This window comes from Paenibacillus hunanensis (genome assembly GCF_014645615.1).
Taxonomy (GTDB): domain Bacteria; phylum Bacillota; class Bacilli; order Paenibacillales; family Paenibacillaceae; genus Saccharibacillus; species Saccharibacillus hunanensis.
This window is the reverse complement of sequence record NZ_BMMB01000006.1, coordinates 300,993-317,219: the sequence shown is the minus strand read 5'-3', so window position 1 is coordinate 317,219 and position 16,227 is coordinate 300,993. Positions and strand designations below refer to the sequence as shown.

Genomic DNA, 16,227 nt, shown 5'->3' with positions numbered 1-16,227 from the left:
CGAATAAAGCCGATATTCAGCATGACTGCAAATATCGGCTTTGAACCAACAATCAAGATTGTTTGGTATTTTTTGGGATAATACAATAATATCGTTCTCTGCTGTGCGATGAATCAGCCGCCAAATAGCAGATTGCCGAGACTATAGAAGCTGCCGGATAACGTGCCTGCCAGCTCATATAATGGCTGAATCGTGTACATTTTCAGTGGCGGCAGGAATACGATTAGCAAGAATAACAGAAATGCCCACTGCTCAAACCCATGCAGCTTCGCGCTAATACGCGGTGGCAGCAGCTCACTCACAATTCGGTAACCATCCAGCGGTGGCAACGGAATCAGGTTGAAAATGAACAGGAAGCAGTTCATCAGAATCATATACTGCACAAACGTATAAATGGCGATATCGATCCGATTGTTCGCAAAGGAGCCAATCACGCCAAAGTAATTGAGCGCATAGTAGATTACCGCTGTGACGAGCGCGATCAACAGATTGCTAACCGGACCTGCCGCAGATACAACCATACTCATCAGACGCGGACGATCAAAGTTAGCGCGGTTCACCGGTACAGGACGTGCCCAACCAAAGCCAGCAATAAGCAGCAGAATCATACCGAGAATATCGATATGTGCCGCTGGATTCAGCGTGACTCGACCGAGCATTTTAGCTGTAGGATCACCGAACTTATTGGCAAAATAAGCATGGGAGAACTCATGCACGGTAAAGCCAATCACAAGCGCCAGCACATAAAATGGCAATACATCAAGTCGAACGAATAAAACCTGATTCAAAAAATCCATACTTACCTCTTTCTCGCCACGAAAGCGATCCAGTCTTCATCGCGATGCGCACCCTCGATCTCGAAGCCAGCAGCCTCCAGTGCCTCACGTACTGCATCCTCTTTGTTTTTATAAATACCGGAAGCGATATACACGCCGCCTGGACGAAGTGCATTGTATACATCGTCGATAAACAGCAGAATAATCTCTGCCAGAATATTCGCTACGACTACCTGCACTGGCAGCGTTACATTCAGTTCATTGGAAGCTTCCTGACCATCTGCCTTCAATACCGACAGCAGATCACTTTCATGCACATGGATCAGTTCACTCAAGCCGTTGAGCTTGGTATTTTCGCGTGCGCTGGATACCGCCACTGGATCAAGGTCAAGTGCCAGTACGCTTTTCGCACCCAGCTTGATCGCACCGATTGCCAGAATACCAGAGCCTGTCCCCACGTCGATCACTTCCTCGCCGCCATGAATGACCGTTTCCAGTGTACGCAGGCAGAGCGAGGTCGTTGGATGCGTACCTGTACCGAATGCCATCCCCGGATCAAGCTCGATAATCTGCTCCTGCTCGCTCTCCGGTGTGTAGTCCTCCCAGGTTGGCTTGATTGTCAGACGTTTGGATACACGCAGTGGCTTGAAATACTTTTTCCATGCATCTGCCCAATCTTCCTCATCCACTGTGCGAACCGACATCTCAGCTGCACCTGCATCTATGCCAAATTCCTTGAGCTGAGCGATACGACCTGCCACCTCTTCCGATAGTGCCGTCATATTTGTTTCCTCAGCAAAATAGCCCTGAATGACCGCTTCGCCTTCTGGAATATCGTTCAGTGGCAGCTCATACCATTGTCCATAGGACGTGTCGCGCTCTTTATTCAGTGTGCCCGATTCTTCAATCGTTACACCACCTGCACCTGCTTCATGCAGGAAATTGGAGATCATCTCCACCGCCTGCTCGGTTGTATGTATCGTTAATTCATGCCATAACATGATTACATTCCCCCTGATCATTGTCGGGCGATCATCGATCCGCCCGGTTTGCATTACGCTTCATTGTACTACACATACGTATCACAGTTCAAAGCCTTCTATCGCTAACGTACGAATGCGTAGCTAACGCCTTCATTCATCTATCGATATACTCCTGCCATAAGATCATGAGTCTACGAAGCATAATAGCCCTCAGTTTACGTTTCTATTGATCGTTTCCCATCACAGAGCAAAGCCCGGCTCTATGCCAGAACCGGGCTGCTCCAGTCTTTATGTGAAATGAATGGTTTCTACATTCGCCATCCACTACCGCAAGTCAATTAATCTCCGCGAAATGCGCGCTTTACACGGTCAAAGAACGATTGCTCATTCTCATGCGTATGCTCGCCGCTTAATGAACCGAATTGACGCAGCAGATCTTTCTGATCGTCCGTCAGATTGCTTGGAGTCACGACAACGACCTTGATATGCTGGTCGCCCTGACCTGTACCACGCAGACGCGGAACCCCTTTTCCTTTCAGGCGGAAATACGTACCGGTTTGCGTACCTGCCGGAACTTTAATTTTCACCTTTTCCGTCAGGGTTGGCACTTCGATCTCATCACCAAGCGCTGCCTGAGTAAACGTAAGCGGAATCTCACAGTAAATATCATCGTCCTCACGCTGGAAGAAATCATGATCCTTCACACGGAATACGATGTACAGATCGCCTGGAGGGCCTCCGCGCATACCACCTTCACCTTCGCCGTTTACGCGCATTTGCGAACCATCGTCCACACCTGCTGGAATACGGATATGGATTTTGCGTTGCTTTTTCACGCGACCTGAGCCGCTACAGTTGCCGCATTTTTCCTCAATGATCGTACCTGTACCACCACAGTTGGAACAGCTGCGACGATTCACCATACGGCCAAATGGTGTATTTTGCACCACTTCTTCCTGACCTGAACCGTGACAAACTGTACATGTTTTCGGCTGTGTGCCTGGTTTAGCACCGCTACCGTTACACACATCACAATTTTCCGTACGGTTAATCGTGATATCTGTTTCTTTACCGAAGACCGCTTCCTTGAACTCCAGCGTCATCGTGTACTGTAGATCATTACCGCGCTGCGGTGCATTCGGATTACGTTGTCTGCCGTTACCGCCAAAGAACATATCGAAAATATCACCAAAGCCACCACCCGAGAATCCACCGCCGCCGAAGCCGCCTTGATTCGGATCAATATGTCCATACTGATCATACTGGGCGCGTTTGGACGAATCGCTGAGTACATCATACGCTTCCTTCACTTCTTTAAACTTGGCTTCCGCATCGTCTGCCTTGTTCACGTCCGGGTGATACTGGCGTGCCAGCTTGCGGTACGCCTTTTTAATCTCATCCTCAGAGGCATCTTTGCCTAAGCCAAGCACCTCATAATAGTCGCGTTTATCTGCCATTGGTCCACCTCCACTCGCTCATTCGCGCTGACGACTGTACTAAACTTCTGTCATTGCGTCAGCATGCTTCATTTTTTGGTTCCGTGCTTCAACGATGCCTGTATGCCCTGCGACACTATGCAGCATGAGCATATCTAGCTCCGATCGTATGACCCACTATGCCGTTATACCATGTGGACATAAAAAATGAAAGTCAAAGCACGGGATGCCCCGGCTTTGACCTTCCCAGTTCTAAAAGTTTACATCATCCAATGATGGATTAGTCTTTTTTGTCTTCGTCGACTACTTCGTATTCAGCGTCTACAACGTTGTCGTTTTTCGGAGCGCCTTGCTCTGCGCCACCTGCTGCCTGACCTTCTGCTGCGGATTGCTCATACAGCTTCACTGCCAGCGCCTGTGCTACGGTGTTCAGCTCTTCTGTAGCTGCTTTGATCGCTTCTACATCTTCGCCTTCCAGTGTAGCTTTCAGCTTGTCTTTTGCAGCATTTGCTTTTTCGACTTCGCCTGCATCTGCTTTTTCGCCCAGATCCTTGATCGTTTTTTCCACTTGATAGATCAGTTGATCCGCACTGTTTTTCACTTCAACCGTTTCTTTACGCTTACGGTCTTCCTCTGCGTGCAGCTCAGCGTCCTTCATCATGCGTTCTACTTCTTCATCGCTCAGACCGCTCGAGGAAGTGATCGTGATCTTCTGGCTCTTACCTGTACCTTTATCTGTTGCGGATACATTAACGATACCGTTCGCATCGATGTCGAAAGTAACTTCGATTTGTGGTACGCCACGTGGTGCAGCAGGGATATCGCCCAGCATGAAGCGACCCAGTGTTTTGTTGCCAGCAGCCATTTCACGCTCACCTTGCAGGACGTGAATTTCTACGCTAGGCTGGTTATCCGCATAAGTGGAGAACACCTGGGATTTGCTTGTAGGGATTGTTGTGTTGCGCTCGATCATTTTTGTGAATACGCCACCTGCTGTCTCGATACCGAGGGACAGTGGAGTTACGTCGAGCAGAACCACGTCTTTAACATCACCCGTCAGTACGCCCGCTTGAACCGCAGCGCCCAGTGCTACAACTTCGTCCGGGTTAACGCCTTTGTGAGGCTCTTTACCAGTCAGCTTTTTGATCGCTTCCTGTACCGCTGGAATACGAGTGGAACCACCAACCAGAACGATTTTGTCGATCTCGCTTGCACTCAGACCGGAGTCTTGAATAGCACGACGAGTCGGCGCCAGTGTACGCTCTACCAGATCAGCGGACAGCTCTTCGAACTTCGCACGAGTCAGATTGACCTCAAGGTGCTGAGGTACGCCGTCAACAACAGTGATGAACGGCAGGGAGATTGTTGTTGTCATCACGCCGGACAGTTCTTTTTTCGCTTTTTCAGCTGCGTCTTTTAGACGTTGTACAGCTGCTTTATCTTTGCTCAGGTCTACGCCCTGATCTTTTTTGAATTCACTTACGAGGTAATCGATGATCACCTGGTCAAAGTCGTCACCACCGAGGTGGTTGTCACCGCTAGTTGCTTTAACTTCGAAGAAGCCATCGCCCAGCTCAAGGATCGATACGTCAAATGTACCGCCACCCAGGTCATATACGAGGATCGTTTGATCTTCGGATTTCTCCAGACCGTATGCCAGTGCTGCTGCTGTTGGCTCGTTGACAATACGCAGTACTTCCAGACCTGCGATTTTACCAGCATCTTTCGTTGCTTGACGCTGACTGTCGTTGAAGTAAGCAGGAACCGTAATAACGGCCTGTGTTACTGTTTGACCGAGGTAAGCTTCTGCATCGGATTTCAGCTTTTGCAGGATCATCGCGGAGATTTCCTGTGGGCTGTAGTTTTTATCGTCGATTTGTACTTTGTAGTCTGTACCGATGTGACGCTTGATCGAGCTGATTGTACGATCCGGGTTCGTGATCGATTGACGCTTCGCTGTTTCACCAACGATACGCTCGCCGTCTTTTTTGAAGCCTACAACCGAAGGGGTTGTACGAGCGCCTTCCGGGTTAGGGATAACGACAGCCTCGCCGCCCTCCATTACTGCTACACATGAATTCGTTGTACCTAAGTCGATACCAATTACTCTGCTCATCCTTAAATATCCTCCTCATAATGTAAAGTTATTAATCATTTATAGTCGTCATTCACTTGCTACATGATTGCTATTGTGGATCATTTAGCGCAGACTAGCCGCTAACTTTAACCATAGCTGGACGCAGTACTTTGTCTTTCAGCACATAGCCCTTTTGCAGCTCTTCCACAATAATACCCTCTTCGTACTCCTCCGATTCCACCTGCATAACGGCTTGATGGAATTCTGGGTTGAACGGCTGACCTACCGTTTCCATCGTTGTCAGACCTGCATTTTTCAGCACATCAGACAGCTGACGGAAGATCATATCCACGCCTTTGGAAAAGGACTCCAGCTCTGGATGCTCCGGCTTGGTCGCCATCGCACGTTCAAAATTATCGATAACCGGGATCAGCTCGGTGATGAGCTGCGCGGATGCATATTTCGCCAGATCTTCTTTTTCCTTCTGTGTACGGCGACGGAAGTTATCAAAGTCCGCCTGCGCACGCAAAAGGCGCTGGGTTTGCTCCTCGGCATGTGCCTGAGCGCGATCCAACTCGTCCTTGCTAACGACTTGCTCCATCGTTGGCTCGGCTGTCTCGCCACCAGCTTCTGTCTGCTCGTTATTGGCTACCGCTTCTGCAGCTTCAGTTTCTTGCACCGGAATCTGCTCCTCGGCGTTATTGTTTTCTTGAAAGGATTGCTCTTTATTCAAGATTGTTCACCTCCTTAAAATAGATGCATCGTCACGTCCACCACTGTGCTCTTCCCTCCCCGTTTACTGGATGGCTATAAAGCACAGTGGGACGCTGTCAAAATAATCATTACCGCAACTACGGGTCGATCCAATCAGCGAATAGGGCTACATTTTAGAGAGAACAATGAATTAACGATACCATTGCTTCAGAATACGAGTCATATCATGCGATAGCATATTCAGGATACCCATCACACGTGCATATTCCATTCGCGTCGGTCCTAGTATACCAATAGTACCGAGTGATTCGCCATCCAGCTCATAGGTGGCAGTGATCAAACTGCAATTTTCAAATGCTTCATGCGCATTCTCTGCACCGATCCGCACCTGTATTCCCTGTGGAGCTGCTGCCTCCGTCATTAACCGGGTCAGCGTTGGCGTCTCCTCCAGCAGGTCAAGAATACTTTTCACCTTATCCATATCCCGGAATTCTGGCTGAATCAACATATTGGTCGCACCGCTCAGGAAAATCTTCTGTTCCTGCTCCTGACCGAATGCGCCATCTAACGCAGCCATCATCTCTTCATAATGCTCAAGATGACGCTGCATTTCTTCACTAATTTCAGAGAAAATACGTGTTTTGAGTTTGTATAACGGTACTCCAATCAATCGGCTATTCAGCAGATTAACCGTCTGCTCCAGTTCGGAAGCAGACACATGATCCGGAATACGGATTTTGCGATTTTCCACCTGACCTGTGCTTGTGACCATAATTGCAATCGCGCTCTGATCCTCCAGCGGCAGTAGCTGAAAATGGCGTAGCGAGGTATGGAACACCTCGGGGCCTAGCAAAATCGACGTATAATTCGTCACATGGGATAATACCATAGCGGCATGCTGCATCATCTGCTCGGCAGCGCTCAGCTGCTCGGTGAAAAAGCGTTTCAGTTCCTTCACCTCAGCAGGATTCACCGATTGCACCGGAGAAAGATGATCAACATAATAACGATACCCTTTGGTAGAAGGAATACGCCCAGCGGATGTGTGTGGTTGCTCCAGAAACCCTAGCTCCTCCAGATCAGCCATCTCATTTCGAATCGTTGCCGGGCTATAGTTGACATCGCCACGCTTGGAGATGCTACGGGATCCGACAGGCTCTGCCGAACGAATATAATCATCCACGATTGCATTCAGAATCATTTGTTGACGCTCGGTTAACATGAGGCTCCCTCCCTTTGAGTGCCTTGCAAACAACGATCCTACAGCCTTCTATTGCGGATCGTCTGTCCGATAAATGCTCGGTCTGTATACGGCAGTAGCATTTAAAATAAAACACAACCTCTTTTTCGTTAGCACTCGTTCGAGTTGAGTGCTAACGGTTAATACAAAAATACCAAATCGACGTCTTTATTGTCAAGTCGGTTTGGTATTTTTACCGTGTTCGATTTGAAATTCATCTACCTGCTCACATAGTTGTCATAGACTGTATTTATCCCTGCTTCGGCAGACGCATACCAAGCGTCGCCAGCAGCGCAGGCAATAGCAGTAATGCATTGCCACCCAATGCCAGCATATGACTGTGCAGCGAGATGAATTGCATCGACAAAAATGGAGCAAATGCCGTCCCAACAAATAGCACAAATGTATACAATGAGACAGCAATACCGCGCTGCTGTGACCCTAGCTGTCCTACGATTGATACGAGTGCAGGTACACTAATCGCGATACCCGCCACAGCGCATATACTGAACAGTACGAGAAGCGGCAAGGCTACCGAAACTGCCATCACTACAAGACTGAGCAGGCTTACCGTCAATCCGAGCAGCACTGTAAAGCGTGAGCTTCTTTTCTGCGAAAGGATTCCAGCCAGCGGTGCACAGATCATACCAGCGATACCGGCAATTCGAATCCACAATATCGACTGCTCATCTAGCCCGTAAGCAGCACTTTGCAGCTGATGATTCAATACGGCATACATCACGATAAAAGAATTTAGCAGTACAAACGCGACCACATAGCTCAGCACTACATTTTTTTGCAAAATAACATGCTTGATTTGCTTCATATACACATACAGATTCAGCTCTGGCTGTCCAGCCGTATCGCCCGGCAAAAAGCTCCAGAGCAATAGGGCAGTTACGATATACAGACAGCCAAACAGCAAAAATAAATGATGCCAATCATCATGTGTACCGATATATCCAGCAACGACCTGACCTACAATACCTGCCAGCAAAAATCCGGTACTGACAAAACCAATCGCTGTCACGCGACGCTGCGAAGGGAACATCGCTACAATGTAGGCAAGAACAACTGGAGAAAACGTAGACGCGGTTAAGCCTTGCAGCGCTCGTAATACAATGAATAGCGGAAACTGCTGCACCAGGCTTGCCGCAAGCGTAGATAAAGCCAGACCTAGCATACCGACCAGCATCACGCGTTTACGACCGTATTTATCAGCAATCGCTCCGTACAGGAGACAACCACAGGCAAAGCAAATTGAAAATACACTACTACTCAGAGCAGCCATAGAAGCAGACACGTGGAACTGCGATGCAAATAACGTACTCAGTGGAATTGTCATATACAAGCTGCACATCACAATCAGACCGCTCCAGGCGAGCAGCCATGTTCTCCATCTGTACTGCGTTTCATTGAGAATAACCCCATCACGAACTATCGACATATCCATTCTCCTCTTCAATTTAGTTAGATAATCTAATCATTTACACAAAAAAATATCGTTTCCATAGAAAGACGATTCGAAAATCGGCTACTCATCGACCTGAGCCTAACCGATTTTCGATCTGTTTTTTGAATTTGAGCATCAGCTTATGCAGCAGTTGGCGTTCCTGTTCATCCAATCCGTCGACTAATGAAGCGCACGCTTGCCAGAACTCAGGTAACACATTATCCAGTAGCTGCTTGCCGGCTGTGGTTAAATGAATATAGCTTTTGCGTCCATCGTGCTGACTTGGCTGACGGTAAATCCAGCCCTTCTTCTCCAGTCCATTTAACAAAATAGTCGCCGACGCCTTGCGTATCCCCAATCGCTGGGCAAGCTCCGATGCAGTCACATCGCGCTGACCTTCATGCAATCGAATCAGCAACAACACATCCAGCTTGCTCTCACTAATGTCGTATGGCGCGAGCGCATCATCCATCACATCTAATACATGATCGCTATTCCATAACATCAATAGACCAAGCTGAGCAGCTGCAACCGACGTGTGCGTTGCGGCAGTTTGCTGGCATAGCTCATTATACGGTTCACTTCCAAGTCGCGGCAGCGATGGATCAGATGTCGTGCCATAGTTAATATGCTTGCGAACCATTAGAACTCATCCTTTGTATATATGATTAGATTATCTAACCATATTATAGGGTTTAGATTTTATTTTGCAAGTGTGGATATTATATATTATGTGGTTGATGCTGTTTTTGATACACTTTTTAATCCCTGCTTGATCCCTGCGAAACACTGCTTGATCTCTGTCCCGTCATACAAAAAGTCGATTGCCCCTTTTATAGCAGGCAATCGACTTTATTCTCATATATAGATGACCACATAGAAAAGAGGATTCGTGTACATTCAGTAGCTTTACAGCCTATCCACCTATACAGGCAGATGCTATTGCCAGCTGATTCCCTTTATTCTGCATGATCAACGCTAACGGATTCATTTCAGACTTAAATATCCAGTACCTTCAACACAGCGATCTCATCGCAACGATCCTGCTTTGGACAATGACGGCAATCCGCCCATACCTTCTCAGGGAAAATGCTTGTCTCAACCACTTCAAAGCCGTTCTTTTTGAAAAAGGATACTTCGTACGTCAGCGCCATCACTTTACGCAATTTGCGCTTCGCTGCATGCTCGATTAATGTATCGACGAGCTTAGAGCCAATTCCCTGCCCTTTATGACCTTCAGAAATACCCAGCGAGCGAATCTCGACCAGTTCTTCTCCAAGCTTGCATAGCGAGCCACAGCCTACCAGCTCACCATCAATCTCTGCCACAACAAAATGCTCTAGCTGCCGATGCAGCGCCTCACGGGAACGCGGCAACATGATACCTCGCTCAGCATAACCTGCGATTAATTGATACAATGCTTCTACATCTTCGGGTACAGCTGCTCTGCAAGTGACTACAGCATACATGAATACGTGCCTCCTCGTTGCGGCGTTGCGGATCAGTCCTAGGGTATGTTCAGGGCTCCGTCTACCTCTTCGTTTATTTGTGCAATGTTAATTTTGTAAACTCCAGATGAATTGAATAACCGACAATGTCATATCATTGTTAAATGAATACGTATAAATATACAACAAGGCAAATGAAAATTCAATAGGGTTTTCGGAAAAAAATACGTTAAATTTTTGTTTGAATTTTTTACAGCTGGAACCGCGCGGTATATGGGGAAAATATAGTTTTTTTATATTCTTTTCGGAAGTGTTTTTTCAGTTGATTTGCAGGTGTGAAGTGGCTATTTCATGCAGATTAGAGTGTATTTTATACAGCGAGCAATTTGTTAATGGTATGCGTAGATTGTAATCTTAGGGTGGACTGGGGAATGCATGAAGATTTCCGCTCCTCTGAAGCAGTAAGATATTTTGCTTCGCAAAAATCATTCTTCATTGCACCGCGTGTTAGGAGACCACTAACATTATAAATCGTCCTTTTCCCTTATTTCCTTGCCTTCGTTCTGTGCTTGTTGCATCATTCGTATTTAAAATAAATACATTTAAAGCTTCATCTTTAGGAGCTTTGTATATTTTTATAGCTTATAAGCTCGTTTATGAGTTCTAAGATATTCTTTAGATGATTCGTTTAATTGAATAAGCTAACGAATATCTTAAATTTATTTATGAAGTCTCGACAATTTCTTTTATCGGTAGATTGAAAGAAGAATTGTAATTCCGCATCTTCCGCATCGCTTTCAGATTGCTAAGGCATAATATAATTTATTGTTCAATAGTAACTATTTATTGTGATGCAAACTCTACATGGCTTTGAGGTTAGATTTGATGGTTGATTATTAATCATTCTTTGTACATTTATTTCGAAATATGGTATCCGATGAAGTCCTAGCTATCTATAATGATACATTGATAAAAATTGAAGTGATTGCACCAAGTAAGTGATCGAGCCGTATGTATATCATCCTTACGAAGTAATGCGTCTTCCTTCATTTTTTGATAGCATTACCATCATAGATCGTAAGAATTTATATGACCACATATAAAAAAGCGTTGCTCCTATATAAGGAACAACGCCTTTACATCATTGCTTGTACATATTACTTTGGTGATTTTTTGTAAAATGGTCTTACCTTCAGCAATAAACTATCCTATTGTACAGTAGCATCTATTTCATAATGCTGGATGCTAGCTATACTTATGCGATCAGTCAGTACGCCCAGCTCTCTTGCCTCTTACCCTCATCATTGCATCAATCTGCTCAAGCGTGCTCCTGTACGAGACTACCTACGAATTCGGCGAATACATCGTTACCGAATAGTAGACCTTTTTCGCTTAGACGGTAACCGGCTTCAGTTGGTTCCAGCAAGTCATCACGTAATAAACGCGTGATTTGCTTGTGGAAGACGTCATCCAGTTGCTGTCCGTCAAATTGCTTCGCAAAGCGTGATTTGGACACGCCCTCTAGCATACGTAAGCCGACCATCATGAAGTCTTCCATCGCTTCATCGCGATCGATCTCGGATGCGTCGAGTCGAGGTAAGCCGTTCGCTGCGGCTTCGTTGTATGGGTTTACGCCTTTGATGTTGATGTGGCGTTTGCCGTCTACATAGCCGTGTGCACCAGCGCCCAGACCGTAATAGTCCTCATTGCGCCAGTACGTCATATTGTGACGGCTACCGAAGCCAGGCTTAGCAAAGTTACTAATCTCATATTGCTCGTAGCCAGCTGCCTTCATTTTGTCCATCAACAGCAGGTACATGCCCAGCTCTACTTCCTCGTCTGGCAGAGGGAGCTGATTTTTCTGGAATAAGGTATGGAACAGGGTGTTCTCTTCTACTTTTAAGCTATAGATCGAATAATGCGGCAGATCTAGCTCTAGCGCGCGGTCTACGCTATAAGAAAGCATATCCAGCGTCTGATTAGGCAGTCCAAACATCAGGTCGATCGACAGATTGGTCAAGCCTACTTTACGTGCATTTTCAAGGCTACGGTACACATCGTCGGTATTATGGATACGTCCGATGCCTGTGAGAAGCTCATTTTGAAAGGCTTGTACGCCGAAGCTCACGCGGTTGACGCCGCCCGCCTTCATAATAGCCAGCTTATCTGCATCTGTTGTGCCCGGATTAGCCTCCATGGTGAACTCGATATCGTCCGCCCAGTTCGGGAAATGACGACGCAAGCTTTGCAGGAAATATTCCATTTCTTCATTTTTTAATACAGTAGGCGTACCTCCACCTACAAAGATGGTATCAATTACGCCCGGTGGCTTCTGTGCCACCGTATATTCCATCTCACGATCTAACGCCCGCAAATAGTCCATTACCGGCTGATCCTTTAGAACGTAAGAGTTAAAGTCACAGTAAAAGCACTTGTTCGTGCAAAACGGAATGTGTACATATATTGCACGGGGCGCGTCTGTATTTATCAGTTGATTCATGACCGGTGTCCTCCCCGTCAGTCTATTGTGAATCCAGCTTATAGCCAGAGATTATTCGTGCTCAACTCTACGCTCGTCTTTCAGTTCTATCCTTTGATTACTTATATTCATTTGATTCCTTACATTCATTTCTTCGGCAAGTAGCCCAGCATTCCCATAAAAACCTCTATCGTTTATCGTTGTGTACCGTCCAGTCCCATAATCGCCTACTACACCGTTATCCTCTGCAACATACCAACGATAAATGGACAAAAGGGAAAGCTCTTATCCGAGCCTTCCCCTGCGCCCTCCATCTTAACATCTGATCCCTAGCACATGTCCAACGGATCAGGTATAACTTCATGAATTCTCTGCTCGCGAATGAACCACGAACAGATGTCACTTCCAGCAAATGAATCTTTATCGGATACAACCTGTACCCTGTAAAGATTCAACTGGATGACTCAGATCAAACCGTTATGAGAACATCATGGATCAAGCTATAACGCTCTATTCGTCGATACGCAGTACAGCCATAAATGCTTCCTGCGGCACCTCAACGTTACCAACCTGCTTCATACGCTTTTTACCTTCTTTTTGCTTCTCCAGCAGCTTACGCTTACGGGAGATGTCACCGCCGTAACACTTGGCAAGGACGTTTTTACGCATCGCTTTAACCGTTTCACGGGCAACTACCTTTGTACCTACCGATGCCTGGATCGGAATTTCGAACATTTGACGTGGAATCAGCTCGCGCAGCTTCTCACAGATGATGCGTCCGCGATGATACGCACGATCACGGTGAACGATAAAGGACAATGCATCCACCTGTTCACCATTAAGCAAGATGTCCATTTTCGCCAGATTCGAGCGACGATAACCGGATAGCTCATAGTCAAACGAAGCATATCCTTTGGTGCTGGATTTGAGTTGATCGAAGAAATCGTAAACGATCTCGGACAATGGAACCTGGTACGTGATCGTTACACGCGTTGTATCCAGATACTCCATGTTGATGAACTCGCCACGTTTACCCTGACATAGCTCCATTACTGTTCCTACATAGTCGTTCGGTACGATGATCGAAGCCTTCACGTATGGCTCCTCTACATACTCGATACGTCCAACTTCAGGATAGTTTGAAGGATTATCAATAACAACCTTCTCGCCATTGGTCAGTGTAACATGGTAAATAACGCTTGGTGCCGTTGTGATCAGCGGGATATTGAACTCACGCTCAATCCGCTCCTGGATCACGTCCATATGGAGGAGTCCGAGGAATCCACAACGGAAACCAAATCCGAGTGCACTGGATGATTCTGGCTCAAAGCTGAGCGAAGCATCATTCAGCTGTAGCTTTTCCAGTGCTTCACGCAGGTCAATATAATCCGATGATTCGATCGGATACAGACCGCAATACACCATCGGGTTAATTTTGCGATAACCCGGCAGTGGCTCAGCTGTTGGTCTTTTCGCATCTGTGATGGTATCACCGACACGCGTATCGCCAACGGTTTTGATACCGGCAACGATAAAACCAACATCGCCTACATTCAGCTCATCCACGATGGTCATACGCGGCATGAAGGCACCGACCTCGATAACCTCGAATTCTTTACCTGTTGCCATCATTTTGATTTTGGAGCCTGCTTTGATCTTGCCGTCCACGATTCGGGAGTAGATAATAACACCCTTGTATGGATCATAATGCGAGTCAAAGATCAGCGCTTTCAGTGGATTGGAAGGATCACCTGTTGGTGCAGGTACCTTTTGTACGACCTGCTCCAGAATTTCCTTAATCCCAATCCCTGCTTTGGCAGATGCGAGCACGGCTTCGCTTGCATCCAGACCGATAACATCCTCTACCTCTTGCTTCACCCGTTCAGGATCAGCACTTGGCAGGTCGATTTTGTTGATAACTGGCAAAATCTCCAGATTGTTATCCAGTGCCAGATACACGTTAGCCAGTGTCTGTGCTTCAATACCCTGTGCCGCATCGACAACGAGTAATGCACCTTCGCAGGCTGCCAGACTTCGAGAGACTTCATACGTAAAGTCGACGTGTCCTGGTGTATCGATCAGATTGAGCAGATACTCCTCACCATCATCGGCTTTGTATGTCAAACGAACCGCCTGTAGTTTAATTGTAATTCCGCGCTCACGTTCGAGCTCCATCTGATCGAGTACCTGTTCCTGCATCTCACGTGAAGTGAGCGCCCCTGTGTACTCTAGAATGCGGTCAGCCAGTGTAGACTTCCCGTGGTCAATATGCGCAATAATCGAGAAATTGCGGATCTTCTTCTGTCTTGCTGAAATATCAGTCATGCCTTACCCCCAACATAAGCCTGAAATATAATGCTGATGGTCCGGTCCTGTGTGAAAGGTTAACCATTCCCATTAATCAATTCATTATAGCAGTTGGTCGTTGACCCAGCAATCCCATTAGAAGAAGGAAATATAGTCGTTCATGCTCGCTATTGCTTAAAAAGCCGAATTACACCTCACGAATCATCCACACATGCTCAATTCCATCCTCCATAAAAGGAACAGAAAAGATGCGATAGCCTAGCTTTTCATAAAATGGTGCCGCCTGGGTCTGCCCGTGTAGCTGAAAGTGCCGTAGCCCTTGCTCTACTGCCAGCTGCTCCAGTCCACCAATCAGAATCCGTCCTAGTCCATATTGGCGAAACTCAGGTAACAGGCAAATGCGTTCCAGCTTCGCCGTACCATCTACGAGACGCCAGCGCCCTGTACCGGCAGGCTGTCCGTTATAATAAACAAGAATATGGGTACAGTCTGCATCCAGATGATCATGAGCATCAAATTCATCCTCCAGCGGTACTCCCTGTTCGTCAACAAACACACGCGTTCGAATATCTTTTATAAGCTCAAGCTGTTCGATCGTAGTCACATGCTTCAATTCAGTTCCAGTTGTTGGATTCATCCTATTCTTCCTTTCATATTCATGAGCTATACAATACTGACCTATCATCACAAATATAGAAATCTAGAAATATTGTAAATATAGCAATCTATAAATAATATTATCTTATGTCAATTTTGTTGCAAATACAACATAAAGCGCAATCGAATTATATATCCATCTGCGCTACGATGCGCAATTAAAGCCTTTGAAGCTTCTAAGTAGAAACGAACAGCAATTTATATTGCAAAAGTGAATATAACATGATAATATATTTAGAGTTGTGAGTCTTAACGATGATTCGTATATGCTTTACAGGAGGTGAATGTAATGCCTAACATTAAATCCGCGGTAAAACGTGTGAAAACTAGCGAAAAGCGTCGTGCGCTGAACGCAGCTCAAAAGTCCGCTCTGCGTACTAGCGTAAAAGCTGCTGATTCTGCACTCGTGAATAGCGATGTTGATGCTGCTAAAACAGCAGTTGCTGCTGCTTCCAAAAGCCTGGATAAAGCTGTAACTAAAGGTCACATCCACAAAAACGCAGCAGCCCGTAAAAAATCCCGTCTGGCTAAGAAACTGAATGCACTTTCCAGCCAAGCGTAATGCTGCTTTTTCCATAAACCCCTGATCGGCTCTGCCGGTGAGGGGTTTATTTTGTGTATATACATTTGTGCATACATATAGAATATATCGTTTGA

13 protein-coding genes are annotated in these 16,227 nt (G+C 46.4%); 1 reads left to right on the top strand and 12 read right to left on the bottom strand.

From position 1 onward, the window contains the following. Nucleotides 1–113: 113 nt before the first annotated feature. The 12 genes from IEX62_RS14945 to IEX62_RS14890 all read right to left on the bottom strand — a co-directional run bounded on the left by IEX62_RS14945 (nucleotide 114) and on the right by IEX62_RS14890 (nucleotide 15,550). On the bottom strand, nucleotides 114–797 hold the full coding sequence (locus IEX62_RS14945) for a site-2 protease family protein (RefSeq protein ID WP_188776334.1): 684 nt from the start codon (nucleotides 795–797) through the stop codon (nucleotides 114–116). 2 nt (nucleotides 798–799) lie between these two features. After that, the gene (gene prmA, locus IEX62_RS14940) at nucleotides 800–1,777 is read right to left on the bottom strand and encodes a 50S ribosomal protein L11 methyltransferase (protein ID WP_188776333.1); all 978 of its coding nucleotides are present in this window, start codon (nucleotides 1,775–1,777) and stop codon (nucleotides 800–802) included. Between the two features lie 320 nt (nucleotides 1,778–2,097). Further along, nucleotides 2,098–3,216: a molecular chaperone DnaJ gene (gene dnaJ, locus IEX62_RS14935; RefSeq protein ID WP_188776332.1), complete on the bottom strand. Its 1,119-nt coding sequence runs from the start codon at nucleotides 3,214–3,216 to the stop codon at nucleotides 2,098–2,100. Between the two features lie 259 nt (nucleotides 3,217–3,475). Continuing rightward, the gene (gene dnaK / locus IEX62_RS14930) at nucleotides 3,476–5,311 is read right to left on the bottom strand and encodes a molecular chaperone DnaK (protein WP_188776331.1); all 1,836 of its coding nucleotides are present in this window, start codon (nucleotides 5,309–5,311) and stop codon (nucleotides 3,476–3,478) included. Nucleotides 5,312–5,405: 94 nt separating this feature from the next. Beyond that, nucleotides 5,406–6,005 (bottom strand): nucleotide exchange factor GrpE, encoded by a 600-nt coding sequence (gene grpE / locus IEX62_RS14925; protein ID WP_188776330.1) that lies wholly within the window; start codon nucleotides 6,003–6,005, stop codon nucleotides 5,406–5,408. A gap of 171 nt (nucleotides 6,006–6,176) precedes the next feature. Further along, nucleotides 6,177–7,208, bottom strand: coding sequence for a heat-inducible transcriptional repressor HrcA (gene hrcA, locus IEX62_RS14920; protein WP_188776329.1), 1,032 nt, complete (start codon nucleotides 7,206–7,208; stop codon nucleotides 6,177–6,179). A gap of 268 nt (nucleotides 7,209–7,476) precedes the next feature. Beyond that, a complete protein-coding gene (locus IEX62_RS14915) occupies nucleotides 7,477–8,673 on the bottom strand; it encodes an MFS transporter (protein WP_188776328.1) in 1,197 nt (398 codons plus the stop codon). 91 nt (nucleotides 8,674–8,764) lie between these two features. Beyond that, complete coding sequence (locus IEX62_RS14910) at nucleotides 8,765–9,322, bottom strand: MarR family winged helix-turn-helix transcriptional regulator (RefSeq protein WP_188776327.1); 558 nt, start codon at nucleotides 9,320–9,322, stop codon at nucleotides 8,765–8,767. A 355-nt stretch (nucleotides 9,323–9,677) separates the two neighbouring features. Further along, nucleotides 9,678–10,148 (bottom strand): N-acetyltransferase, encoded by a 471-nt coding sequence (locus tag IEX62_RS14905; protein ID WP_188776326.1) that lies wholly within the window; start codon nucleotides 10,146–10,148, stop codon nucleotides 9,678–9,680. 1,297 nt (nucleotides 10,149–11,445) lie between these two features. Then, entirely contained in the window at nucleotides 11,446–12,627 is a 1,182-nt protein-coding gene (hemW, locus tag IEX62_RS14900) for a radical SAM family heme chaperone HemW (RefSeq protein WP_188776325.1), read from the bottom strand. Nucleotides 12,628–13,116: 489 nt separating this feature from the next. Then, nucleotides 13,117–14,931, bottom strand: coding sequence for a translation elongation factor 4 (gene lepA, locus IEX62_RS14895; RefSeq protein WP_188776324.1), 1,815 nt, complete (start codon nucleotides 14,929–14,931; stop codon nucleotides 13,117–13,119). 169 nt (nucleotides 14,932–15,100) lie between these two features. After that, a complete protein-coding gene (locus IEX62_RS14890; RefSeq protein ID WP_188776323.1) occupies nucleotides 15,101–15,550 on the bottom strand; it encodes a GNAT family N-acetyltransferase in 450 nt (149 codons plus the stop codon). Between the two features lie 309 nt (nucleotides 15,551–15,859). Here IEX62_RS14890 and rpsT point away from each other — a divergent pair, with 309 nt between their 5' ends. Then, complete coding sequence (gene rpsT, locus IEX62_RS14885) at nucleotides 15,860–16,132, top strand: 30S ribosomal protein S20 (RefSeq protein ID WP_188776322.1); 273 nt, start codon at nucleotides 15,860–15,862, stop codon at nucleotides 16,130–16,132. Nucleotides 16,133–16,227 lie beyond the last annotated feature (95 nt).

Excerpts from the sequence above, each read along its gene's own strand:
- IEX62_RS14945 (WP_188776334.1), bottom strand. The coding sequence starts at position 797 with ATGGATTTTTTGAATCAGGTTTTATTCGTTCGACTTGATGTATTGCCA.
- prmA (WP_188776333.1), bottom strand. The coding sequence starts at position 1,777 with ATGTTATGGCATGAATTAACGATACATACAACCGAGCAGGCGGTGGAG.
- dnaJ (WP_188776332.1), bottom strand. The coding sequence starts at position 3,216 with ATGGCAGATAAACGCGACTATTATGAGGTGCTTGGCTTAGGCAAAGAT.
- dnaK (WP_188776331.1), bottom strand. The coding sequence starts at position 5,311 with ATGAGCAGAGTAATTGGTATCGACTTAGGTACAACGAATTCATGTGTA.
- hrcA (WP_188776329.1), bottom strand. The coding sequence starts at position 7,208 with ATGTTAACCGAGCGTCAACAAATGATTCTGAATGCAATCGTGGATGAT.
- IEX62_RS14915 (WP_188776328.1), bottom strand. The coding sequence starts at position 8,673 with ATGTCGATAGTTCGTGATGGGGTTATTCTCAATGAAACGCAGTACAGA.
- IEX62_RS14910 (WP_188776327.1), bottom strand. The coding sequence starts at position 9,322 with ATGGTTCGCAAGCATATTAACTATGGCACGACATCTGATCCATCGCTG.
- IEX62_RS14905 (WP_188776326.1), bottom strand. The coding sequence starts at position 10,148 with ATGTATGCTGTAGTCACTTGCAGAGCAGCTGTACCCGAAGATGTAGAA.
- hemW (WP_188776325.1), bottom strand. The coding sequence starts at position 12,627 with ATGAATCAACTGATAAATACAGACGCGCCCCGTGCAATATATGTACAC.
- lepA (WP_188776324.1), bottom strand. The coding sequence starts at position 14,931 with ATGACTGATATTTCAGCAAGACAGAAGAAGATCCGCAATTTCTCGATT.
- IEX62_RS14890 (WP_188776323.1), bottom strand. The coding sequence starts at position 15,550 with ATGAATCCAACAACTGGAACTGAATTGAAGCATGTGACTACGATCGAA.
- rpsT (WP_188776322.1), top strand. The coding sequence starts at position 15,860 with ATGCCTAACATTAAATCCGCGGTAAAACGTGTGAAAACTAGCGAAAAG.